Origin of the sequence: Enterocloster sp. OA13 (assembly GCF_022440595.1) — a bacterium.
Taxonomy (GTDB): domain Bacteria; phylum Bacillota; class Clostridia; order Lachnospirales; family Lachnospiraceae; genus Enterocloster; species Enterocloster hominis.
Genome location: NZ_JAKNTF010000001.1, coordinates 5,884,957 through 5,907,318 on the forward strand (window position 1 = coordinate 5,884,957; position 22,362 = coordinate 5,907,318).

19 protein-coding genes are annotated in these 22,362 nt (G+C 48.6%); 17 read left to right on the forward strand and 2 right to left on the reverse strand.

The genetic code is table 11. The features are described 5' to 3' along the window. Nucleotides 1–30: 30 nt before the first annotated feature. Genes MCJ35_RS26290 through MCJ35_RS26320 form a run of 7 tightly spaced genes read left to right on the forward strand, consistent with a single transcriptional unit; the run spans nucleotide 31 to nucleotide 6,711 of the window. The gene (locus MCJ35_RS26290; RefSeq protein ID WP_025484469.1) at nucleotides 31–531 is read left to right on the forward strand and encodes a TRAP transporter small permease; all 501 of its coding nucleotides are present in this window, start codon (nucleotides 31–33) and stop codon (nucleotides 529–531) included. Between the two features lie 31 nt (nucleotides 532–562). After that, nucleotides 563–1,867 (forward strand): TRAP transporter large permease, encoded by a 1,305-nt coding sequence (locus MCJ35_RS26295; protein ID WP_008723579.1) that lies wholly within the window; start codon nucleotides 563–565, stop codon nucleotides 1,865–1,867. 22 nt (nucleotides 1,868–1,889) lie between these two features. Next, nucleotides 1,890–2,834, forward strand: coding sequence for a Gfo/Idh/MocA family protein (locus MCJ35_RS26300; protein ID WP_008723581.1), 945 nt, complete (start codon nucleotides 1,890–1,892; stop codon nucleotides 2,832–2,834). A 10-nt stretch (nucleotides 2,835–2,844) separates the two neighbouring features. Next, nucleotides 2,845–3,729, forward strand: a complete 885-nt coding sequence (locus tag MCJ35_RS26305) for a sugar phosphate isomerase/epimerase family protein (RefSeq protein ID WP_025484466.1) — start codon at nucleotides 2,845–2,847, stop codon at nucleotides 3,727–3,729. A 22-nt stretch (nucleotides 3,730–3,751) separates the two neighbouring features. Continuing rightward, entirely contained in the window at nucleotides 3,752–4,867 is a 1,116-nt protein-coding gene (locus MCJ35_RS26310; RefSeq protein ID WP_025484465.1) for a TRAP transporter substrate-binding protein, read from the forward strand. 48 nt (nucleotides 4,868–4,915) lie between these two features. Beyond that, nucleotides 4,916–5,728 carry a sugar phosphate isomerase/epimerase family protein gene (locus MCJ35_RS26315; RefSeq protein WP_025484464.1) on the forward strand — a complete coding sequence of 271 codons (813 nt, stop codon included), beginning with the start codon at nucleotides 4,916–4,918 and terminating at the stop codon, nucleotides 5,726–5,728. A 5-nt stretch (nucleotides 5,729–5,733) separates the two neighbouring features. Further along, nucleotides 5,734–6,711, forward strand: coding sequence for a Gfo/Idh/MocA family protein (locus MCJ35_RS26320; RefSeq protein ID WP_025484463.1), 978 nt, complete (start codon nucleotides 5,734–5,736; stop codon nucleotides 6,709–6,711). Nucleotides 6,712–6,780: 69 nt separating this feature from the next. On the opposite strand, the gene MCJ35_RS26325 is transcribed toward MCJ35_RS26320, so the two are convergent. After that, nucleotides 6,781–7,683, reverse strand: coding sequence for an AraC family transcriptional regulator (locus MCJ35_RS26325; RefSeq protein WP_008723590.1), 903 nt, complete (start codon nucleotides 7,681–7,683; stop codon nucleotides 6,781–6,783). Between the two features lie 230 nt (nucleotides 7,684–7,913). Here MCJ35_RS26325 and gnpA point away from each other — a divergent pair, with 230 nt between their 5' ends. Beyond that, nucleotides 7,914–10,274: a 1,3-beta-galactosyl-N-acetylhexosamine phosphorylase gene (gene gnpA, locus MCJ35_RS26330; RefSeq protein WP_025484462.1), complete on the forward strand. Its 2,361-nt coding sequence runs from the start codon at nucleotides 7,914–7,916 to the stop codon at nucleotides 10,272–10,274. A 111-nt stretch (nucleotides 10,275–10,385) separates the two neighbouring features. On the opposite strand, the gene MCJ35_RS26335 is transcribed toward gnpA, so the two are convergent. Continuing rightward, the gene (locus MCJ35_RS26335) at nucleotides 10,386–11,045 is read right to left on the reverse strand and encodes a suppressor of fused domain protein (RefSeq protein ID WP_025484461.1); all 660 of its coding nucleotides are present in this window, start codon (nucleotides 11,043–11,045) and stop codon (nucleotides 10,386–10,388) included. Between the two features lie 261 nt (nucleotides 11,046–11,306). Between MCJ35_RS26335 and MCJ35_RS26340 the strand changes: the two genes are divergently transcribed. The 9 genes from MCJ35_RS26340 (at nucleotide 11,307) to MCJ35_RS26380 (ending at nucleotide 22,359) form a co-directional block, all read left to right on the forward strand. Continuing rightward, on the forward strand, nucleotides 11,307–12,635 hold the full coding sequence (locus MCJ35_RS26340; protein ID WP_008723596.1) for an ABC transporter substrate-binding protein: 1,329 nt from the start codon (nucleotides 11,307–11,309) through the stop codon (nucleotides 12,633–12,635). A 94-nt stretch (nucleotides 12,636–12,729) separates the two neighbouring features. Next, entirely contained in the window at nucleotides 12,730–13,635 is a 906-nt protein-coding gene (locus tag MCJ35_RS26345; protein ID WP_008723598.1) for a carbohydrate ABC transporter permease, read from the forward strand. 17 nt (nucleotides 13,636–13,652) lie between these two features. Continuing rightward, the gene (locus MCJ35_RS26350) at nucleotides 13,653–14,543 is read left to right on the forward strand and encodes a carbohydrate ABC transporter permease (protein WP_025484460.1); all 891 of its coding nucleotides are present in this window, start codon (nucleotides 13,653–13,655) and stop codon (nucleotides 14,541–14,543) included. Nucleotides 14,544–14,578: 35 nt separating this feature from the next. After that, nucleotides 14,579–15,505 (forward strand): nucleotidyltransferase family protein, encoded by a 927-nt coding sequence (locus MCJ35_RS26355; RefSeq protein ID WP_008723602.1) that lies wholly within the window; start codon nucleotides 14,579–14,581, stop codon nucleotides 15,503–15,505. 3 nt (nucleotides 15,506–15,508) lie between these two features. Next, a complete protein-coding gene (locus tag MCJ35_RS26360) occupies nucleotides 15,509–16,609 on the forward strand; it encodes a phosphotransferase enzyme family protein (RefSeq protein ID WP_025484458.1) in 1,101 nt (366 codons plus the stop codon). Between the two features lie 309 nt (nucleotides 16,610–16,918). Next, nucleotides 16,919–18,145: a helix-turn-helix domain-containing protein gene (locus tag MCJ35_RS26365; RefSeq protein ID WP_025484457.1), complete on the forward strand. Its 1,227-nt coding sequence runs from the start codon at nucleotides 16,919–16,921 to the stop codon at nucleotides 18,143–18,145. 189 nt (nucleotides 18,146–18,334) lie between these two features. Beyond that, complete coding sequence (locus MCJ35_RS26370; RefSeq protein WP_240299703.1) at nucleotides 18,335–19,735, forward strand: MmgE/PrpD family protein; 1,401 nt, start codon at nucleotides 18,335–18,337, stop codon at nucleotides 19,733–19,735. A gap of 33 nt (nucleotides 19,736–19,768) precedes the next feature. Further along, nucleotides 19,769–20,830 (forward strand): NAD/NADP octopine/nopaline dehydrogenase family protein, encoded by a 1,062-nt coding sequence (locus MCJ35_RS26375; protein WP_240299704.1) that lies wholly within the window; start codon nucleotides 19,769–19,771, stop codon nucleotides 20,828–20,830. A 176-nt stretch (nucleotides 20,831–21,006) separates the two neighbouring features. Beyond that, nucleotides 21,007–22,359, forward strand: coding sequence for an SLC13 family permease (locus MCJ35_RS26380; RefSeq protein WP_240299705.1), 1,353 nt, complete (start codon nucleotides 21,007–21,009; stop codon nucleotides 22,357–22,359). Nucleotides 22,360–22,362: the final 3 nt, after the last annotated feature.

Genomic DNA, 22,362 nt, shown 5'->3' on the forward strand with positions numbered 1-22,362 from the left:
CGTATTTATGAGCTTGTGAGGAGAAGAACAATGAATGAAAACAAAAGAGGAGTTTTCTCAGCAATAGACAAGGTGATAGGGGGATTTGAAAAGTATGTAAGTGTGTCCTGCCTTGGCATCATAGCCGTCATTGTACCTGTCCAGGTGTTTTTCCGATATGTCCTTCAGAGAGGGATTTTGTGGGCCAATGAACTGGTTACAATACTTTTGGTATTGGTGGTCATGCTGGGTTCGGCCCTGGCGTTCAGGGAGAAGTGCCATACGGATATCCAGGGATTTGTAAACAGGGCGCCAAAACCTCTGAGGATTACGGTAAGGATCATGACGAATCTGATAACCCTTGCATTCCTGGCAGTCATCCTCTTCAGTTCCATCGTACATGTAAAGGGGCTTGGGGCGGCCAAAACGGCAGTTCTCAAAATTCCATGGAGTATCTGCTATCTGGCCATAACCCTGGGAGCCGTATTGATGATTTATGAGTTTTTGAAAGTCATGAAGGAACGCATTTTAGAAGAACCTGCAGAGGAATAGTACGGTCATATGGTTGGGAGGTAAAGGTTACATGATTGGTGTTACTTTAATAGTTATGATATTTGCGCTTATTTTATTGGGGGTTCCTATATTTGCGGCCCTTGGGGCAACCGGGACAATGGGACTCATATTCCTCCAAAGCCGTTCTGCCCTCGGGGGGATATCCTGGATTACCATTCCCCAGTCCATATACAGTGGGATTGCTTCCTTTCCCCTTCTTGCAATCCCGTTTTTCATATTTGCCGGGGAAATCATGAACAGGGGAAAAATTACGGAAAAGCTGATTAAATTCGCGCTGATGCTGATTGGAAGGATGCCCGCCAGCCTGGCCCAGGCCAATATCGTGGCGAGTATGTTTTTTGGAGGGGTAACAGGATCTGCCCAGGCGGATACATCTGCAATAGGCGGAATGCTGATACCTGCCATGATTAAAGAGGGCTATTCAAAAGAGACAGCCGTGGCAGTCACAGCCAGTTCATCAACAGTCGGCCCTATCATTCCGCCGAGTATCATGATGGTCATCTATGGCGTATGCGTGGGAACTTCCGTTGGAGCCATGTTCCTGGGCGGATTCATACCTGGACTTATGGTGGGACTTGGGCTTATGACAGTGGTGGCGCTCCAGGACAGGACCATGCATTTTCCGAGACGCACTGAGAAGATGACATGGGAAGAAAAGAGGCAGACATTTGCAGATGCCATTTGGCCGTTAGGAATGCCAATCATAATTGTGGGCGGTATCCTGGGCGGGGTATGTACACCCACGGAAGCCGGTGCTGTGGCGGTGGTGTACTCCATGCTTGTGAGCATGTTTGTGCTGAAAACAGTTACGGTGAAGGATATTGTACCTATGCTTTACAAAACCATCCTTCAGACTTCTACTACCCTGATGATTATATCTGCGGCAAAAATCGTGAGCTATGTCCTGACTGCGTTGCAGATTCCCGCCATGATGGGGGCATTCATGGCTTCAGTTACATCCTCTCCGTATGTATTCATGCTGATGGTCAACGTGCTGATCCTAATCCTTGGGATGTTCATGGACGGAGGCGCCAGCGTAATCGTGCTTGCCCCGATTCTCGCCCCTATCGCAGCACAGTTCGGTATCAACGATGTGCATTTCGGCGTTGTGATGGTATTGAACCTGATAATAGGCTGCGGGACCCCGCCGCTAGGCGTGTGTCTGTTCCTGGCCTGCAATATTGCAAAGTGTCCGGTAGAGAAAGGCGGGAAGGCAATATTACCCTATGTCCTGGCAGAAGTAATCGTGCTATTCCTCATTACATATTTCCCGTTTTTTGTGACGGCGCTTCCGGGAATGTTCGGCTATATATAAATAATTGAGAAGGAGAAATCAAATGGAAGAAAAGATTAAGGTTGCAGTGATAGGGGTGGGCGCAATCGCGCAGATTGCCCATCTTCCGGTGCTGGCATCCAGGGATGATGTGGAGATTACTGCAGTATTGGCTAAGCATCCCGAACATGCCCTGGATGCGAAACGCCAGTATGGGGCAGTCCATGCAGTGGAAACCATGGAAGCGTTAATGGAATTGAGGCCGGACTGTGCATTTGTGCTTTCGCCTAAAGCAAACCATCCTGAGCAGGTTGTTAAGTTATTGGAAAACGGTATTTCCGTGCTGTGTGAAAAGCCGCTTGCCATGACTTTAAAAGAGGCGGAATGGATGGCTGATACCGCACGCAGGACAGGCAATATGCTGATGGCTGGATTTAACCGGCGGTTTGCCCCGGTATACAGAAAAGCCAAGGAAGCATATGGGGACACCGCGCCGGATGTGGTAATAGCCCAGAAGAACAGGCCTGCCTCCGAGTATAGGGCCACGCTGGAAAATGCCATCCACATGGTGGACCTGATGCGGTATCTCTGCGGGGAGTGTACGGATGTTCAGGCCCTTGCCAAATATACAGACCCTTATTATGAAACGCTTGCCACGGCGCAGCTCAAGTTTGAAAATGGTTCAGTGGGAATACTGGTAGCCGACCGGGCATCCGGGCAATGGGTTGAAACAATGGAGATACATGGTGGTAATAAGAGTGTCTATGTGAACTCACCGGATGATATTACTGTAGTGGACGGGGAACAGGCCCATAAGACAACCATGACACCATTGGCCATGGGCTGGGCAAGGGTAGAGGATAAACTAGGGTTCAGAGGGGAGATTGATCATTTCTTTGAATGCCTGAAGACTGGACAATCACCCCTTACCAATGGAGAAGATGCATACAGGACACATGAACTGATGGACCGCATATTAAAGAGTGCGGGTCTGCCGGATCTGTCATAGGGGGAAGCATATGGAATTAATTGCAGGACATACAATGGGGACTCCGGAATACACGGTGGAGGAGGCTATGGAGCTGTTTGCCGGAATCGGTCTGGATGGAATCGAGATAGTGGTTCAGGATGATTACAGATGCGGAATCCCCAATCACGTTGATGAAGTGTATTTACAGAAAATTAAAGATGCGGCAAAACACAGTAATATAAGGATCATATGCCTTACACCGTATTATTGCAGGTTTAATGACCTGGATGATGCTGTACGCGAATCCGATATTGAGGGTGTGAAGAAGGTTATTGATTATGCCGTTTTTTTGGGAGCTGAGTATGTCAGGATATATGGAGGCAGCTTTGCGCAGGAAGAACAGGATGGGGACGGAGGGAAGGAACGCCGTTTGGTGGAGGCCATGAGGATTTTGGGGGATGTGGCTGCCGCAAAGAATATCACACTTGTATTGGAGGACCATTTCAATACCATGACTGTGACGGCCAGGCGCGCGGCAGAGATTGTTGGCAGGATAAACCACCCGAATGTAGGCATATTGTATGACCAGGTTAACCTTGCCTTCGTGGGTGGGGAGGAATATGAGGAGGCCATTGAGCTTCAGAAGGATTACATACGGTATGTCCATGTGAAGGACCTGATCTTTAAGGGGGATGCAAGGGAATTTAAAGCATCCAGCGTTTCCCATGTCAATGAGGACGAAAGAATTGTAAGCTCCAGGGTTGTGGGTGAAGGAATCATGGATTGGAAGGCAATCGTAGAAAAGCTGAGGAAATCGGGGTATGAGGGATGGTATTCCCTGGAATATGAGCGGAGATGGCATCCTCAGGACCTTCCGATAGCTGATGTAGGAATGAAAAACAGTGCCGAACATTTGAGGAAATGTTTACAATAAAAATGAAAAGGAGAAGGTACTTATGAAAAAAACAGCAGCAATATTAATGGCAGCAGGTATGGCAGCAATATCACTGACGGGATGTCTTGGCTCTTCCGCTAAACCGGAAAAAGCCACGGCTGCCCAGACAACAGCGAAGGCTGAAGAGACGGATGCAAAAGCGGAAACATCCGGGGGAGAATCCGAGGCGGCGTCAAAACCAGCTAAAGATGCGGTAATATTAAAATATTCAGCAACCTGCCCGCCGGTTGGCACACAGGCCGATGGGGCGCTGAAATTGGGGGAACTGATAAAAGAGTATTCCGGCGGTGAACTGGTGGTGGAATTTTATCCAAGTTCCCAGCTGGGAGATAAAGTGGAGACCCTGGCAGGGCTTCAGAACGGCACCATAGAATTTACGGAGCTGGCAGCTACGGATTTATCTTCCTATGATGATATATGGTCTGTGTTCTCACTCCCATATATGTTTGACAGTGGCGAGCAGGCGGTTAAGGTCCTGAGCGACCCGGAGGTAGCAGCCATACTTGAAAAGTCCGCAGAGGATTCAGGGTTTAAGATTATTTCATGGTGGAACTTTGGTGAGAGAAGCATCCTTAACGCAAAAAAACCGGTGACCAATCCGTCTGACCTTAAAGGGCTGAATATCCGGTGCATGGAGAATGCCGTTCTGGCCGGTACCATTAACGCCATGGGAGCAACCGGTGTTCCTATGGCATGGAGTGAGGTATACACGGCTGTACAGCAGAAGACCATTGATGGTCTGGAGAATTCCATTCCGGTCATTACATCCAATAAGCTGTATGAAGTCGCAAAATATTTTTCCAAAACAGAACAGTTTATCATTCCTGACCCCATCCTGATGAGCAAGGCCGTATACGACAGCCTGACGCCGGAACAGCAGCAGGCTATTGATGAAGCCGGTAAACAGATGGATATTGAATGGAACGAAAAAATCTGGCCGGCAGCCATGGAAACAGAGGTTACGGTACTGATGGACGCAGGAGTGGAGATCAATGAGGTTGACAAAGAATCATTTAAGGCTGCGGTACAGCCGGTTGTTGATGAATTCCTTAAAACGGCGGATGAGGCTTCTGTAGCATTATATGAAACCGTTAATACTGTTAAGGCAAAATATTGACAGATGGATGGGCGGTGTATTTCCGCCCTTTCCTCCGGGAGGATATGAATGATAAGCAGTGTTGTGATTGCGGAACGTGGAGAAAAGGACAGTCCATTCCCATTGACAGGAAATATAATGGAAAACATCCAAAAAGCATCAGGATATGGCTTTCAGGGAGTAGAGCTCCAGATAGAAAATCCAGGTGATTACAAGGGTATCCTGAAAGATGCCCTGGACCATGCCCATATGATGGTGACATCCATAGCAACAGGCCTGTCCTGCAGGAAAGGCCTGTCCATGTCTTCTGCCGATATTGCAATCAGGCGGAAAACAATGGACAGACTGAAGGGATATGTGGATCTGGCAGCGGAGCTGGGCATTGGTATCATCATACATATTGGGCTTATAAGAGGAAAAAGGGAAGATGGGCAGAATATAGGGCAGTATATGGGATATTTTGAAGAAGGCCTGTCTGAACTTGCGGAATATGCGCAGAAATACCGGGAAGTGATTGCCGTGGAACCTCTCAGCCATCGTGACGGAAACATGCTCAATACATGGGAGGAAACCGTGAAGGTATTGGAACGGATTCCCTTTTCAAATCTGGGGATGTCCCTGGATTTATATCATATGCGTATGGAAGAGACTGACATGATGGAAACCTTGAGACAGTATGGGAAATGGACCCGGATTGTACAGCTGATGGATGAAAACAGGTGTTTCCCGGGAGCGGGGATGTTCCGGTTTGAACCATTCTTGGATTGGATCCGGGAATACAGGTATGATGGTCCTGTTGTTATGGAATGTATTCCAAGACCGGATTGTAAGACTGCCGTGGGACGATGGCTGGATTTCTACCATCAATATTTGGGAGGATGAAGAAAATGAAGGATATACATGACATAAGGACAGCGTTTCTTGGGGTCAGCCACTGGCATGTGCCCTTATACATGAGGGCTGTGGAACAGGACGGGCTCCAGGTAGTGGCTGTTTCGGATGAGAACCAGGACATGGCAGCCGGTTATGGGGAAAAGCTGGGATGCAGGGTCTATAGGGATTACAGGGAACTGCTGGACAGGGAAAAACCAGACTTTGTCTTTGCCTTTGAGAAACACTGCAATATGCCGGAACTGGCTGGAGAGATAATTTCCAGGGGCATTCCGTTTACCATCGAAAAACCCTTGGGCCTATGTGCCGGGGATGTAGGACGGGTAATGGGACTGGCCAGGGAAAAGGATGTGTTCTGCGCCATTCCGCTTACATGGCGGTACAGTGATATAGCAAAGCAGTTAAAGGCGGAAATACAGCCGGAAGATATACTGCACATATCATTCAGGTTCATAGCAGGTCCGACCGGCAGATATCTGGCAACATCCCCCTGGATGCTTGACCGGAAAGAAACCGGTTCAGGCTGTATGACCAATCTGGGAGTGCATTTTATCGACCTTGCATTAATGCTGACCGAGAGTACATCGGCACAGGTGTTGGGGAGCATTTTCCAATATGGTTCAGAGTACGATATAGAAACGTATGCAGCAGCACTTTTGAAAATGCCTGGCGGCAGCTCGCTGGAGATAGAAACCGGCTATGCATACCCAATGGATGAAAAGAGTAAGCGTGATAACCGGTGGAATATTGTAACCAGGAAAGGCTATTATACCATGGGGGACGGATACTTTGAATTCAGGCGTCATGGGGAAGCCCCGGTGATGGTGCGCATGGATACGGATTCAGATTCATATTACCGGATTTTTGCGGTAGAATCCATACGGGAATGGCTGGAGGGGAAGGAACCTTCAGTCGGCCTGGGACATCTCCTCAATGTGAGAAGGATATTAGATGATATTATAGATAAAGCATGATGTGTGGGCGGCATCCATATTAGCCGCTGGAAAAAATCATGCCATTTTAGGAAGCCGCAGGTATCATACCTACGGCTTTTCCGACAACAGACGGATAGAAGTGGCATACTCCGACGGTGTCATGGCAGTCAGCTTTTTAAACTGTCTGGAAAAATAATGGATGGAGGTATACCCCAGCTTATCCGAAATCTGCGTAAAGTTCAGCTGCTGGTCCCGTATCATCTGCTTGGCGGTGTCAATCTTCATGGTGGAGAAGAACTCAATCACCCCGCAGCCCTGGGCATCCCGGAACAGCTTCTGGAGCTGGGAACGTCCCACCAGGTTATCCTTGCAGATCTTATCAATGGTAAGCTGCTCGTTGATATGCTCTTCCATGTACTGGACAATCCGGTTGTAGGTGTCATTGCCCGTGCCGGGCTTGGCCGGAAGCAGATGGTTTGTGCGCACCGGCAGGGGATAGGAGAAGTACCTCCGGTACAGGTGGATCATCAGCTGTTCCAGATAATGGCTGATGAGCTGGGGCGCTCCAAAGGAGGCCGGCTTTTCCAGGAAAACCAGCTTTTCCTGATACGGGTCATCCAGCCGTCCGTCAAAGGTGTTGCGGGCTTCCACAATGACCTTTGCCAGCAGTTCCTTCTCCGTATCCTGTACGGTCATCAGCTGGTTTTCAAATGCTTTCATGCAGGGCGAATGGCAGTCAAAGCCAATGACCACAAGGCTGGGGGAAATACGCCCATTGGTTAGCACGTTGTGAAACTCGTTGGGCTTGTGGAACAGGATATTCCCCTTTTTAAGCGCCAGCTGCCGGTCCCCGGCAACCGCCATGATCTCGCCCCGGTCCACACACACCAGTTCCCAGAAGTCATGGCTTTCCCCCGGAAAGGAAAAGTCGCTCATATACTGGAAGTAATGGACCGAGATGATATTTTCAATGGTGATGCTGTTCTCCAGATGTACGCTTTCATAGGCCATGGCACACTCCTCTTTTCATTCATGATTTAATCTGAGTATATCACACATTTCTCCTGGATAAAATACGATTATACAAATAAAACAATAGAATGTACAAATATAATTGGCCTGCCCGTCTTGCCTGCAAAGGGCAATTTGTTTATACTGAGGATACAGGAAAATGCAGGGATATGCAGGGATATGCAGGGATATACAGGAAGATGCAGGAAGATGCAGGAGGAAGAGGCCATATGTCTAAGACAAAGGGAAGGGTGACACTGCCCAGTGAATCTGATTTTCTGGATGAGACAAAAGAACTTCTGGAGCGGTGGGGGGCGGATGCCATCCGCGACAGTGACGGGACAAAGCTGGACCGGGATATCAAATCACTGGATGCAAAGATTTATACGACGTATTTTGTGGCAAGAGGCCATAATGAATTTGCCAGGGAACACATGGATGAATGCCAGCAGCTCTATCTTATGTCTAAACGGCATACGGCTGCAGGGACGCGGTTGAGGATTGACTTCATGGACGGATATTTCAACCAGCAGGTGGTGCCGGATCTGGACCATGACCCTAAGAAGTGGTGGGAAGTCATGGACAGGACTGCCGGGCAGGCGCTGCCTCCTGAGGAATGGGACCTGTCCATGGAGGAGGACCTGTCCATGGAGGAGGACCTGTCCATGGAGGAGGACCTGTCCATGGAGGAGGACCTGTCCATGGAGGAGGACCTGTCCATGGAGGAGGACCTGTCCATGGGGGGGAATCTGTCCGTGGAGGGGAACCCGTCTGCGTCCGGCGGACAGCCCGGGGAAGGCGGAAAACTGACAGTGGTGATTCCCCATGCAGAACCGTTCCATGAGTATACGGTGTCGTTTCTCGTATACGCCATCTGGGATCCCACCCAGATGTATAACCATATTACCAATAACTGGGGCGATAAGCCCCATGAGATACCTTTTGATGTGAGACAGGATGCGTCCGGCGCATTTGCCAGGGAATATCTGGTACAGTGGCTGAAGGATAACCCGGACACGGATGTGGTGCGGTTTACCACATTTTTCTATCATTTCACCCTGGTATTCGGAAGTGACGCAAAGGAAAAGTTCGTGGACTGGTTTGGCTATGGGGCGACCGTATCCGTGAAGGCGCTGGAGGAGTTTGAGAAGGAATACGGCTACTCCCTCAGACCGGAGGACATTGTTGACAATGGATATTATAATTCCACATTCCGCGTGCCCACCAGGCAGTACAGGGACTATATGGACTTCATCCAGCGTTTTGTGGCGGGAAAGGCCAGGGAACTGGTGGGACTGGTACATGAGGCCGGGCGTGAGGCAATGATGTTTTTGGGGGACAACTGGATCGGCACCGAGCCGTACGGCAGGTATTTCCCTGAAATCGGTCTGGACGCAGTGGTGGGAAGCGTGGGCGGCGGAGCCACCCTGCGCCTGATATCCGATATCCCGGGGGTGAAGTATACGGAAGGCCGTTTCCTGCCCTACTTTTTCCCTGACACCTTTTACCAGGGAAATGACCCCGTGCCGGAGGCGGTGGAAAACTGGCTCTGCGCCCGCCGCGCGCTGATGCGCAGGCCCGTTGACCGCATTGGATACGGAGGATATTTAAGCCTGGCTTATAAGTTCCCCGGGTTTGTGGATTACATAGAAAAAGTGACCGATGAATTCCGGGAACTGTATGATAACATTGCAGGCAGCAGGCCGTACTGCGGCCTTAAGGTGGCTGTGCTCAACTGCTGGGGACGGCTGCGCTCCTGGCAGCCTTATATGGTGGCGCATGCATTGTGGTACAAGCAGACCTACACGTATTTCGGCATACTGGAGGCCCTCAGCGGTGCAGGAGTGGATGTGTCCTTCATAAGCTTTGAGGATATCAGGCAGGGCGGTATCCCGGAAGATTTGGATGTCATCATCAATGCGGGTGACGCGGGCACGGCCTGGTCCGGCGGGGATGAGTGGCTGGATGGAACACTGGTGACCGCCATCCGCAGATGGGTGTACAACGGCGGGGGCTTTGTGGGCGTAGGCGAACCCTGCGCCGTGCATCACAATGGACGGTTCTTCCAGCTGGCCGATGTGCTGGGGGTGGATAAGGAACTGGGGTATACTTTGTCCACGGACAAGTATTATACAAAACAGGCCCAGGGCCACTTCATAACAGAGGATATGAAAAACAGTAAGGTGGATGGGGATGACGGCGTACCACCCATTGATTTTGGGGAGAGCATGAAAAATGTCTATGCCCTTGACGGGGATACCGAGATTGTGGAATATTCAGACCATGAGGTCCACCTCAGCGCCCATGGATACGGAAAAGGCCGCGGCGTATACATTGCGGGCCTTCCATACAGTTATGGGAATACGCGTATCCTGCTGCGCAGCATGTATTATGCCGCTGGCAGGGAAGGGGATATGAAGAAATGGTATGCGGATAATATCTACTGTGAAGTCCATGCCTATCCGGAAACCGGGAAGTATGCGGTGGTGAATAACTCCAGCAGACCCCAGGTAACCACGGTCTATGACGGCCGGGGAAATGCAGCCGGAATGGAAATGAAGCCCTGTGAGATACACTGGTTTTCCATGTAAATGACAAAAGAAAAAAGGGGACGCGGCTGCTGATAGTGGGCCGCGTCCCTTTAGGTATCCCTCTTCTTTGGATATCCAGGGTTTGTTTTAAAATCCAAACAGGACAGATGCCTACAGATATGATTTTGTCCTGTCCATATCCGTTATCAGATCCGGATTCTCCTCTTTCATACGCTGAAGCAGAAGCCGGATTTTATCCGTGCGTCCATGAATGGCCTGGAACTCCTGTTCCGTTATGCCGACCAGCTGTATGAACCCTGTTTTCCCATAAACCGTATCCTGTGTCAATGCCTCGGTATCAGATACGGTCACCAGCGCGGTAATGGCGGATTCTGTCCCGATATGGAGGGATTCGCCGTTGCCGGCAATGTACTGGTATGGTTCAAAGAATTTCTTTTGTGTATAGGTATACCGTGCCAGGTTTGACAGCATGCTGATGGCCCAGAGGCAGTCTTCCGGCGTCTGCGCCTTCAGCTTGATTGTCATTTCGTAGCCCCATCTGTTCCATTCGCCCCCAAATGCCTTTTCATCCGCATAGAGTTCCGTCATGCCATAGGTGACAATATGTTTATACCCCTTTGGCGAATCATAAATGGAATACCCGTCCAGATACTCCCTGCCGCCAAGCATTGCCCGGGCGGCCATGTTTGTTGCATAATGCCTGGGATCCTGTCCCGGATAAAGCCGTTCAAATTCCTGGTCAATGGCTTCCCAGCCCGGCGCCCATTCAGAATCATCTTTTAATTTTTCCATAAATTCTTCTCTCGTCATATGGCCCTCCGCGTTAGCTTTCCTTACTGTTATTTTACCATACGGTCAGTCTGCCTGCAATCTACAGATGACTGTGAGAAATGATACATGTGATGGCAGGGGGAGTCATATATTTGTATAATATATATAAAAATAGTCTTATCGTACAAATTTAATAATCAATAGTCCAAAGAATATAATGTGCAATTTTACTATACTAAGGGTATCAGAAATGTATTTGAAGGGACAAAAACACAAATATATTCAAGGAGGAAGTATTATATGAAAAGAAGGAAATTATGGGCACTGGCACTGACAGCAGCAATGGTCGGCTCACTGACAGCCTGTGGAGGCGGGTCCAAACCAGCGGAGACAACCGCGGCACCGGCAGCCGCAACCACGGCAGCAGATAATTCTGCAGCAGCCGATACCCAGGCGCCGTCCGGCGACGGAGGAAGCCTTGTATACTGGTCCATGTGGGAAGCCACCGAGCCTCAGGGCAAGGTCATCAAGGAAGCAGTTGACCAGTTCTCAGCAGATACGGGAATCGCGGTTGACCTGCAGTTTAAGGGACGTACCGGTATCCGTGAAGGCCTTCAGCCCGCACTGGACGCAGGAACCAATATTGATCTGTTTGACGAGGACATTGACCGCGTGAACAAGACATGGGGCGCCTACATCATGGACCTGGAAGAACTGGCCAAGGCCAATGATTATGAAGCCACGGCAAGCGCAAGCCTGATGGGGGCCTGCCGGGAAGTAGGAGATGGAACCTTAAAGTCCATTCCTTACCAGCCTAATGTATTTGCATTTTTCTACAACCAGTCCATCTTTGATGAGGCCGGTGTGACCGCAGTACCCACCACATGGGCAGAACTGGACGCCGCATGCCAGAAGATTAAGGATGCAGGCTATACACCGATTACATGTGACGATGCTTATATCCTCTGCATGTTCGGATATCATATGTCCAGGATTAACGGATATGATAAAACCTCCGATATTGTAAAGAACAACAAGTGGGATGATCCATCCGTCCTTGAGATGGCTAAGGCATATGAGGATTTTGCCAACAAGGGATATTTCTCAGAGGGCATTGCCTCCAACGTATGGCCGGCAGGACAGAACCAGGAACTGGCCATGGGTACCGCGGCCATGTACCTGAACGGCTCCTGGCTTCCCAACGAGGTTAAGGATATGGCCGGGGATGATTTCCAGTGGGGTTGCTTCAGCTACCCGGCGGTTGAGGGCGGCACGGACGGCACGGAAGCAGCTAACTTCGGCGCACAGGTACTGGCAATCAACAAGGATTCCAAGAACGCAGAGGCTGCATTCCAGCTGATTACATACTTAACCAAGGGCGAATTTGACAAGAAGCTTTCCGTTGAGTCAGTAGGTATCCCTTCCGATTCAACCAATACCGAGTGGCCTGCACAGATTGCATGCGTGCAGCCGGTCATGGAAAGCCTGAGCACACGTTATCCATGGGCAGCAGGCGCAGAGGACAACGTGGATATGACCCCAATCATCAAAGAGAACATGATGAAGCTCTGCGGCGGTTCCATTACAGCGGATGAGTTCGTAGCCAATCTCCAGGCAGCAGGCAAATAACAGAATATCACGGTAACAGCATCATTGAGGTGGCATCGTCTAACGCTGCCACCTCTTTTACACGTTTCATCAAGTAAAATAAGGAGGCACTGGTGTGAAAAGAAACAAAGGAATGATATTCGCGTTTATGACACCGGCGGTGGTGATGTTTATCCTGGTGTTCCTTTATCCTATCATCAGGACGGTTCTGATGAGCTTTTTCAAGATAGAGGGAATCACGGATTCCATGTCAAAATGGACCTTCACCGGAATTGACAACTACGTTAAATTGGCCAACACCACATTGTTCCGCATGTCCATGTGGAACCTGGTCCGCATATGGTTTATCGGAGGCATTATCGTCATGTCGCTGGCGCTTCTGTTTGCAGTCATCATCACCAGCGGCATCCGGTTCAAGAGCTTTTTCAGGGCCATGATTTACCTGCCCAATATTGTCAGTGCGGTTGCCCTGGCAACCATGTGGCTGCAGTATGTATACAGCCCCAAGTTCGGACTTTTAAAGTCATTTTTCACAGCCATCGGGCTGGATTCCATTGCCAAGATACAATGGCTGGACAACGACCATAAGTTCATGGCGCTGCTGCTTGCGTACTGCTTTGGCATGGTAGGTTACCATATGCTGATATTCTCCAGCGGTATCGAGCGGATCAGCGACGAGTATTTTGAAGCGGCAACCCTGGACGGCGCCAATAAGTTCAACCAGTTCCGCTACATCACACTGCCCTTGCTCAAGGGCGTGTTCAGGACGAATATTACCATGTGGAGCGTTACAAGCGTTGGATTCTTCGTGTGGTCACAGCTGTTTTCAACGGTTACGGCTGATACGCAGACCATCACGCCCATGGTTTATCTCTATATGCAGATTTTCGGCGCGGGAAACAGTGTGACAGAGAGGAACTCGGGTATCGGTGCGGCGGTGGGCGTCATGCTGAGCGTGTGCGTGGTTGCCGTGTTCTGGCTGTGTAATCATCTTCTGAAAGATGATGATCTGGAATTCTAAGGGAGGGGGAAATGTATATGTCAGGAATGTTCGGTAAGAAAGAAAAGAGATACAGTGAACCCATCCGTTGGAAGAAGGAGCTGAAACTGGCGCCTGGTTATCTGCTTCTGACTCTGTGGATTTTCTTTACCCTGGTGCTTTTGGGCTGGGTGCTCTGCGCCAGCTTTTCCACCACCAAGGAGATCTTCTCCAACAAACTGCTGGAGAGCGGGCTTCATTTTGAGAATTATGTGAAGGCATGGGTGAACTCCGATGTGTCCACCATATTCTTTAATTCGCTGTTTTACTCCATTGTGTCCTGCACCATGCTGATTGTCATATGCGCGCCTGCCGCTTATGCACTGTCACGTTTTGACTTTGTGTGCAATAAGCTGATACAGACGGGGCTGGTGGCATCCATGGGTGTTCCTGTGGTAATGATCGTGCTTCCGCTGTTTGCAATGGTGGCAGGTCTTAACATCCTTAATAATGTGGCTGCCAACAGGGGTACGCTGATTTTCCTGTATATCGGCATCAATGTGCCATATACCACCATATTCCTTACCACCTTTTTTGCCAACCTTTCCAGGGCATTTGAGGAGGCGGCTGCCATAGACGGCTGCCCGCCGGTAAAGACCTTCTGGCTGATCATGCTTCCTATGGCCCAGCCGGGTATTGTGACCGTGACCATTTTCAACTTTATCAATATCTGGAATGAATACTTCATTTCCCTGATATTTGGTAACTCGGATAAGGTGCGTCCTGTTGCGGTGGGATTGTACTCCATGATTAACTCCATGAAATACACAGGAGACTGGGCCGGTATGTTCTCGGCCGTGGTCATCGTATTCCTGCCTACCTTCATCCTGTATATTTTCCTGTCTGAGAAAATCATTGCAGGTGTCACGGGCGGCGGTGTTAAGGGTTAACCACAAAATGAATCGAGTGAAAGAAGGACGAAGACATGGGAAAAAAACCGGTACTGGTGATTATGGCGGCTGGTATGGGAAGCCGTTACGGCGGGTTAAAGCAGATTGACCCGGTGGATGAATATGGCAATATCATCATTGATTTCTCCATTTTTGATGCAAAACAGGCTGGATTTGAGAAGGTTATCTTCATTATCAAGAAGGCCATTGAAACGGAATTTAAGATTCATATCGGCAACCGTATCAGCAGGTATATGGACGTGGCCTATGTGTACCAGGAGGTGGATAAGATCCCGGAAGGGTTTGAGGTGCCGGAGGGCCGCGTGAAACCATGGGGCACCGCCCATGCAGTGCTGTGCTGTAAGGATCTGATTGACGGCCCGTTTGCAGTCATCAATGCGGATGACTACTATGGGAAGGAAGCATTTCACATGATTTATGACCAGCTGGCATCGGTGGAGGATGATGACAGGTACCAGTATACCATGGTCGGCTACCAGCTCTACAACACCCTGACAGAAAATGGACATGTGGCAAGGGGCGTGTGCTCGGTGGACGGGGAGAACCACCTGGCGGATATCCATGAGCGCACAAGGATTGAGAAGCATGGCAGCCTGGCGGAATATACGGAGGATGACGGGGCCACATGGGTTGGACTGCCGGAATCCACCATTGTATCCATGAACATGTGGGGATTTACGAAAAGTATCCTGGGCGAACTGGATGGACGGTTTGGGGCGTTCCTGGAACAGAACCTGCCTGTTAATCCGCTGAAATGTGAGTATTTCCTTCCATTTGTGGTGGATGAACTGCTTAAATCAGGCCGGGCAGAGGTCACTGTGTTAAAAAGCGTGGACCGCTGGTACGGCGTTACTTACAAGGAAGACAAGGAAATGGTGGTAAAGGCCATAAAAGGACTGAAGGACAGCGGGCTGTATCCACAAAAACTGTGGGAGGATTAGGTGATGAGTGCAGAACTGGAGACATGTATACTGGAGGAAGCAGCAGGGGCGTTTGCCACGGACGGTGGAATAGTAAGCTGTGAGCGCTATGGAAGCGGGCATATCAATGATACATTTAAACTGGTGTGCGGCCGTCCCTATATCCTTCAGAGGATGAACGATGACATTTTTAAGGACCCGGTGTCCCTGATGAAGAACATCGAAGGGGTTACCACCTTCTTAAGGCAGGAGGTCATTAAACATGGCGGGGACCCTGACCGGGAGACCCTGAACCTGGTAAAGACCAGGGACGGCGGTACATTCTATATCGACAGTGCGGGGAATTACTGGAGGATGTACCTGTTTATCGGAGGCGCAACCTGCTATAACCTGGTGGAGAAACCGGAAGACTTTTATCAGAGCGGCAAGGCATTTGGCCATTTCCAGCGCCTGCTGTCTAAGTATCCGGCCAGGGAACTGACCGAAACCATACCTGGCTTCCATGACACGCCAAAACGGTTTGAACGGTTTAAGGAAGTGGTGGGGCAGGATATCTGCCACAGGGCTGCCGGGGTGCAGGAAGAAATCCGGTTTGTCATGGACAGGGGAGCCGACATGGGGCTGGCCATGGATATGCTGGAGAAGGGGGAGCTGCCCTTAAGGGTAACCCACAATGACACGAAGCTTAACAATATCATGATTGACAATCAGTCAGGCGAGGCAATCTGCATCATTGACCTGGATACGGTGATGCCCGGTCTTTCCATCTTTGATTTTGGCGATTCCATCCGGTTCGGCGCCAATACGGCAGAGGAGGACGAGACGGATTTAAGCAAGGTATCCCTGTCCCTGCCGCTGTTTGAAATTTATACAAAGGGATTCCTTGAGGGATGCGCCGGAAGCCTTACCGGGAAGGAAATCAGGATGCTCCCACAGGGCGCGCGGCTCATGACGCTGGAATGCGGGATGCGTTTCCTGACGGATTACCTGGAAGGCGACACCTACTTTAAGATTGCCAGGGAGCAGCACAACCTGGACCGCTGCCGTACCCAGTTCGGTCTGGTGGAGGATATGGAGAAGAAGTGGATGGAAATGGAGCGGATTGTGGATTCCTTCTGCGGATGAAGCGGATTTTGTGGATAAAGCGGGTTTTGTAGATAAAGTGGAATGTGCGGATGAAGCATGATCCTGCGGTTAAAGTAGACTCTGCGGATTAGCAGGATATGAAGGATAAGGACGGCTGCCTGGGGATGTGTAGTATCATCCCGGCGGGGCCGTCCTTTTTAATGTGGCAGTGTCATAATAAGAAAGTGATGCTTTGTGCAAGGTTTGATATCCGTATTAATATCCCCCCTGTTGTGTGGTTCATGAAATTGTGATATATTTTTTTTACTATGTACAATCAACCGGATACCTGATATGCGGAGGATAATCATGCTACTAAATACAACTACCACCACCAGCATTCTCAAAAAATTAGAACCACTGATTCCATATCCTATCAATATCATGAATTGTGAAGGGATGATTGTCAATTCTTCTGTTGCGGAGCATATAGGAAAAGTGAATACTGCTGCGTGTAAGTATATGGAGCAGACACGTGTCCCTAATCCGTTACAGCCTTTAGGAGATACGGACATGGTGACATCCATGTGCCATATGATTGTTCGGGGCCACATGATAGGTGCAATTGAACTGGAAAAGCTGCCCGCCGCTGATAATACCTATTTAGTCCTGGCCAAAACTGTTGCAGAATTAATGCTGGAACAGGAGTATTTGATGGATGAACAGAAAGGGAACACCTCGTCTCTTAATGATATTCTGGCAATACTGGTTGGGGTCCATCCGTTAGATAGTTCTCAACTCATTGCTGATTTACAGCAGCATGGAGTTGAACTGTCAATTCCCCGTACCAGTTTATTTATCCAGCTTTCTAAATTCGATATACTGGAACAGCCCCTTGAGAGCCGGAAGCTGGTTCTTGACCAAAAGCAGTATCAATATTCTGTAAAACAATTTTTGAATCAGCTGCCAAGTTATTTCTATCTCAAGCAGGATTTGGTGTTATCAGATTTACAGGAACAAAATGCGGTTATCTTATCTGTAAACAGGAAAGAGAATCCAGAAGTTAATGCCCTATATCTTTTTGAATTATGTACCAGGCTGACGGAAATCGCAAAAAGGGAATATTGCCTGGCGCTGCATGCAGTCATTGGAATTCAATGTAACAAGTTTTCTGATTATGAGAGGCAATATGAACAGTTGATATTACGGCTTTCTTCAGGCCGGCTGCTTTTTCCGGAAAGAAGTGTGTTTTTGGGTAATTCTATTGTACTTGGTAATTTTATTGCACACAGCTCTAAGAAGGTGCTTCAGAATATAGTTACCTATGTGTATGGGCGGTTACTTGTCTCTAAAATGAGCAGGATACTGATGGATACTCTTGGAATGTTCTTTGAATGTGAGCTTAACTTAACATTGACAGCACAGAAACTCTATACGCATAGGAATACATTACAGAAACGGTTTGATAAAATTGAGAAACTTACAGGATTCTCGATTCACAATGCGGATGGACTTCTTACCCTCCGTCTGGCATTTCTTTGCCACAACTATCTGGAGGCCGGTGGAATACATTTTCCGTACTCTGAGAACGAATGAACTGAAAATTATATAAAAAGTATATTTTTCTTAAAAAGTCCGCAAAGGTATTGTTCAAATGGATAATGCTTTTGTGGCTTTTTTGCTGTATATGGTATCCTATTGCACAATGATTTTGCAGATATAAACTGATATTATGAATATAATGATTAAGCCGGCGGACAATTTAAAATCATGAGGAGGTATAGTATGACAGAGTACACAAAGGGATTATGTGATTTTATTACAAATCTGAAATTTGAACATTTAGCTCCGGAATTAACGGACAAGGCCAAGAAACTCACTTTGCATGTTGTAGGTGCCGCGCTGTCTGGAAGAACCCTTCCCACGGCAGTCAGTGCAAGGACTGCGGCAAGAGCTGTTGTCGGAACGCAAGCGGATCTGATGTCTACTATGTGGGGGGAATCAGGAAAAGTCCCTATGCACGGAGCAGTCATGGCCAATGCTACTGCCGCCGATACACTGGACTGGGAAGACTGTAGTTTCACGGGCCATCCCAGCGCCCATCTGATTTCTGTCTCAATGGCAATGACGGAGGCAATGCATCTTACGGGGAAGGATTATATCACTGCGGTAATTGGTGGTTTTGAGATTTATCAGCGGGTAGCCTGTTATATTCAGCCTACGTTGGATTATGATACGACTAAGTATGGATGGGGGCTTGGATCCTGGCAGATTTTTGCCAGCGCAGCTCCGGCAGGAAAGCTGTTAAATTGTAATGCGGACCAGTTTAACCTGCTTCTTGGCGCAACTGGATGTTCTACCCCCGTGGTCAATGCAATACTCGCCCTTCAAGGCTCTGACTTTTATCATCTCCAGTATGCGATTACCGGCCTGACTGGAACCATGCTGGCAGGAATGGCAAAGCGGAATGAGTTAGATAATATTTATAATATCATGGATGGGGAATCCGGATATCCCATGATGATGCGTGGATTTGCCAACGAGGGATGGATAGACCGCAATCTTGGGACAGAGTATCTGTTTGGACAGCTCCTGCTTAAGCATTGGCCTGCCAATATGTGGATTCAGACTCCCCTGGACTGTCTTGACCACTTGAAGACAGAACATGGTTTTAATGCAGAGGATATTGAGGAAATTTTCATGACTCCTACCTACGAGGAGCGTGATAAGTTTAGTTGGGATGGTTATGCCAGCTGCCGTGATGCGCAGTTCAGCGTCCCTTACTGCCTGGCGGCTTATCTGCTGCGCGGTGAACCAGGGGCGAATTGGTACAGGGCGGATGGTCTGGCTGACAAGGAACTGCTGGAGATGGCTTCCCGGGTGAAGCTGGACCCGGATCGGCTGCAGACGCTGCCTGAAGCATTTAAAATGTTCACGGAAGGCTTATTCCCCACTACCGGCATGCGTGTTACATTGAAGGACGGACAGCAGTTCGAAGTGACGCTGCCATTCCCTAAAGGACATCCTCAGAATCCATTTGATTGGGAAGATGTTGAACAGACATTCCGGTCAGGAGCGCGGGCAGTTAATCTGCCGGAGGATAAGATTCAACGCTTCATCGATTTATGCAAGAAGATAGACCAGCTGGATGATATGTCCCAATTGGCAGAATGTCTGTCTCTGTAACCGTTAAAAAATAATACATTGGGGGAATATGAAGTGAAGAAAATTGCAGTTATAGGCACAGGCGGCACAGGATATACGGTAGCTGCAGATCTTTCCATGCGAGGCCATAAGGTCTGGCTGTGCAGCACAGGGATGGAGGAAAATCCAATAAAGTCCACGGAATATTCAAAGACAATGGAACTTACCGGTGCAGTGCAGGGGAGTGCTGTAATCCATGCGGTTACCAATGATATACAGACAGCGCTGGCTGATGTTGAATTAGTCATCTGCTGTACGGTTTCCAACTGGGATGAGGACGTGGCGCGTATTATTGCTCCATACATCATGCCGGGCAGTAAGGTGCTTTTAAGCGCCGGAAACCTGGGTTCGCTTATTTATTACAGGGTTTTTAAGGAATGTGCCGCAGAAAATATCATTGTTGGAGAGACATCGGGTAATCTGTTTTCCTGCAGGCGACCGGATGAAAATACAGTTTTAATCGGCAATGCCTATGGCCCTAAAGATGCTGCTGCATTCCCGGCCCGGAATACGCCGTGTCTGATTGAGGCATTTAAGGATGTGTATGAGTTAACTCCATCCAGCTGTATATTAGAGGCTGCATTTAGTGCGCCCAATCTATTAAGCCATATTTCGCTAACCCTGGTAAATGCAGGTGCGATTGAAAATAGCAGGGAACCTTATTACATTTTTAAGCAGGGGATATGCCGGAGTACCATCAATCTGGCAGACGGACTTTGGAAGGAGAAAAAGGCGGTTATGGATGCCCTGGGTTTCCACTGTGCTCCATCTCCATCCAATTCATTCCGGAAGTATGCCAATCAGGATATTCATGAGTTTGACCATTTTAAGGATCTTGAGGGGCCGGATAGCCTGACTGTAAGGCATATTACGGAGGATATCCCTATTTTGGGCTGCCTGTTTTTGTCTGTCGCAAGGGCAGTGGGAGTGGAGACCCCGCTATATGCATCGATGGTGAAGGTGGCAGAAGCCATCAATCAGACAAATTACTATGAACAGGGACGGACAACGGAAAATCTGGGAATTGGACATCTTCGCGGAATCCAGATTCCACAGTATTTCCAGCAGGCGGACTGATTCTGGCAGGACCGTGCCGATGCACGGAAAAATGAAAGGGGAAAAGTGGAGTGGCGGAAAAAATAGCTGTGAAAAAGAACATTTCATATATACAGTATTTTCATATTATAGTCTCTATCTTATTAATGTTTGGTTTTGGTTATCTTCCTACATTCTCAACAGTAACAAGGGTCGGGATGAAGCTTTTAGGAGTGTTTCTGGGGGCGGTCTACGCTTATTCTACATGCGAAATCATCTGGCCCTCCTTGATGGCAATCATTGCGTTCGGACTGACCGGTTATCCTGAGAGCATGGCGGCTGGTATCACATCCATGATGGGCAGCTCCCTTGTGTTTCAAATCATCACACAGTACTTTACAATCGGAGCCATAGTCATATATGGCGTAGGCAGATGGTTTGTCCGAAAAACCCTGTCAAGAAAGGTTTTTATCGGAAGACCTCTTTTTTACACATGGTGCTTCATGTTTGTGTTCATGTGGTCCTGTATTGTTTTGGATACGATTCCAATGTTTCTGCTGCTTTACAGCGTTTGGAATGACATTGCTGATTCCTGCGGTTATGATAAGGACAGCACGTTCCGGTACTATGGGTTTGGCGGGATCCTGGTGTCGCTGCTTTTGGGGGTTTCCATGATGCCATACCAGGGCTGGCAGCTGGGTCTGGCTACAAGCTGGGCTAATATGACAGGTTCAAAAATTAATTTGGGACAGATGTTTCTCTGTACATCAGTCATTGGTACAACTGTAATTTCGGGGTATGTCATCTTGGGCGCAAAACTTTTCAAGGTGGATTTTTCCAGAATGGGAACCTTTGATGTAGATAAGCTGGGGGAGGAAAGCAGGTATCTGCGCCCCAGGGCTAAACGTATTATGGCAGTTTACCTTGTTACGGTTCTTTTGTCACTTTATACAGGTACATTTCCGGGTACTGTTATTACAAACTTTATAGAGAACATACTGACGGTCCCCGGCCTGTTCTGTCTTTGTACGGTGCTGTTGATGATTATACCCGGAGGCGAAAATGATGGAAAGCCTGCTATCATATTCAATGATATAAAGAATAGTGATGCGGCGGTCAGCTGGCCTGTCATATTCATGTGTGCGGTTACAATCCCATTGGCCGGTTCATTGACATCGGAGGCTACCGGGATTGTTCCCTGGCTGACCAGTGTTTTTACACCGGTATTTGCAGGACGCAGCCCTGTATTCATCATGATTTTTACGATTATTTTCATGATATTCCTGACAAATGTTGGCTCAAATATTGCTCTTGGAAATGCCATGATTCCAGTAATCAGTCCATTTATACTTGCTTCAGGAGTAAATCCCATGTTTTTTGGCTGTGCGCTGGTTTACGCTGCCAACATAGGCATATTCCTGCCGGGTTCCTCTGCTCCGGCCTCCATATTCCATGGCCGCAGTGAAATCCCAAATGCAAGGCTTCGCAGTAAAGCTACCATGCTGGGCATTGTACTGCACATGATTGTCTCCTGTATCGTGTTTACTACGGCTTTTCTCATAACTAATTAAGTC

Excerpts from the sequence above, each read along its gene's own strand:
- MCJ35_RS26360 (WP_025484458.1), top strand. The coding sequence starts at position 15,509 with ATGAGTGCAGAACTGGAGACATGTATACTGGAGGAAGCAGCAGGGGCG.
- MCJ35_RS26350 (WP_025484460.1), top strand. The coding sequence starts at position 13,653 with ATGTCAGGAATGTTCGGTAAGAAAGAAAAGAGATACAGTGAACCCATC.
- MCJ35_RS26320 (WP_025484463.1), top strand. The coding sequence starts at position 5,734 with ATGAAGGATATACATGACATAAGGACAGCGTTTCTTGGGGTCAGCCAC.
- gnpA (WP_025484462.1), top strand. The coding sequence starts at position 7,914 with ATGTCTAAGACAAAGGGAAGGGTGACACTGCCCAGTGAATCTGATTTT.
- MCJ35_RS26365 (WP_025484457.1), top strand. The coding sequence starts at position 16,919 with ATGCTACTAAATACAACTACCACCACCAGCATTCTCAAAAAATTAGAA.
- MCJ35_RS26335 (WP_025484461.1), bottom strand. The coding sequence starts at position 11,045 with ATGACGAGAGAAGAATTTATGGAAAAATTAAAAGATGATTCTGAATGG.
- MCJ35_RS26355 (WP_008723602.1), top strand. The coding sequence starts at position 14,579 with ATGGGAAAAAAACCGGTACTGGTGATTATGGCGGCTGGTATGGGAAGC.
- MCJ35_RS26305 (WP_025484466.1), top strand. The coding sequence starts at position 2,845 with ATGGAATTAATTGCAGGACATACAATGGGGACTCCGGAATACACGGTG.
- MCJ35_RS26380 (WP_240299705.1), top strand. The coding sequence starts at position 21,007 with ATGAAGCTTTTAGGAGTGTTTCTGGGGGCGGTCTACGCTTATTCTACA.
- MCJ35_RS26290 (WP_025484469.1), top strand. The coding sequence starts at position 31 with ATGAATGAAAACAAAAGAGGAGTTTTCTCAGCAATAGACAAGGTGATA.
- MCJ35_RS26315 (WP_025484464.1), top strand. The coding sequence starts at position 4,916 with ATGATAAGCAGTGTTGTGATTGCGGAACGTGGAGAAAAGGACAGTCCA.
- MCJ35_RS26295 (WP_008723579.1), top strand. The coding sequence starts at position 563 with ATGATTGGTGTTACTTTAATAGTTATGATATTTGCGCTTATTTTATTG.
- MCJ35_RS26310 (WP_025484465.1), top strand. The coding sequence starts at position 3,752 with ATGAAAAAAACAGCAGCAATATTAATGGCAGCAGGTATGGCAGCAATA.
- MCJ35_RS26300 (WP_008723581.1), top strand. The coding sequence starts at position 1,890 with ATGGAAGAAAAGATTAAGGTTGCAGTGATAGGGGTGGGCGCAATCGCG.
- MCJ35_RS26340 (WP_008723596.1), top strand. The coding sequence starts at position 11,307 with ATGAAAAGAAGGAAATTATGGGCACTGGCACTGACAGCAGCAATGGTC.
- MCJ35_RS26325 (WP_008723590.1), bottom strand. The coding sequence starts at position 7,683 with ATGGCCTATGAAAGCGTACATCTGGAGAACAGCATCACCATTGAAAAT.
- MCJ35_RS26370 (WP_240299703.1), top strand. The coding sequence starts at position 18,335 with ATGACAGAGTACACAAAGGGATTATGTGATTTTATTACAAATCTGAAA.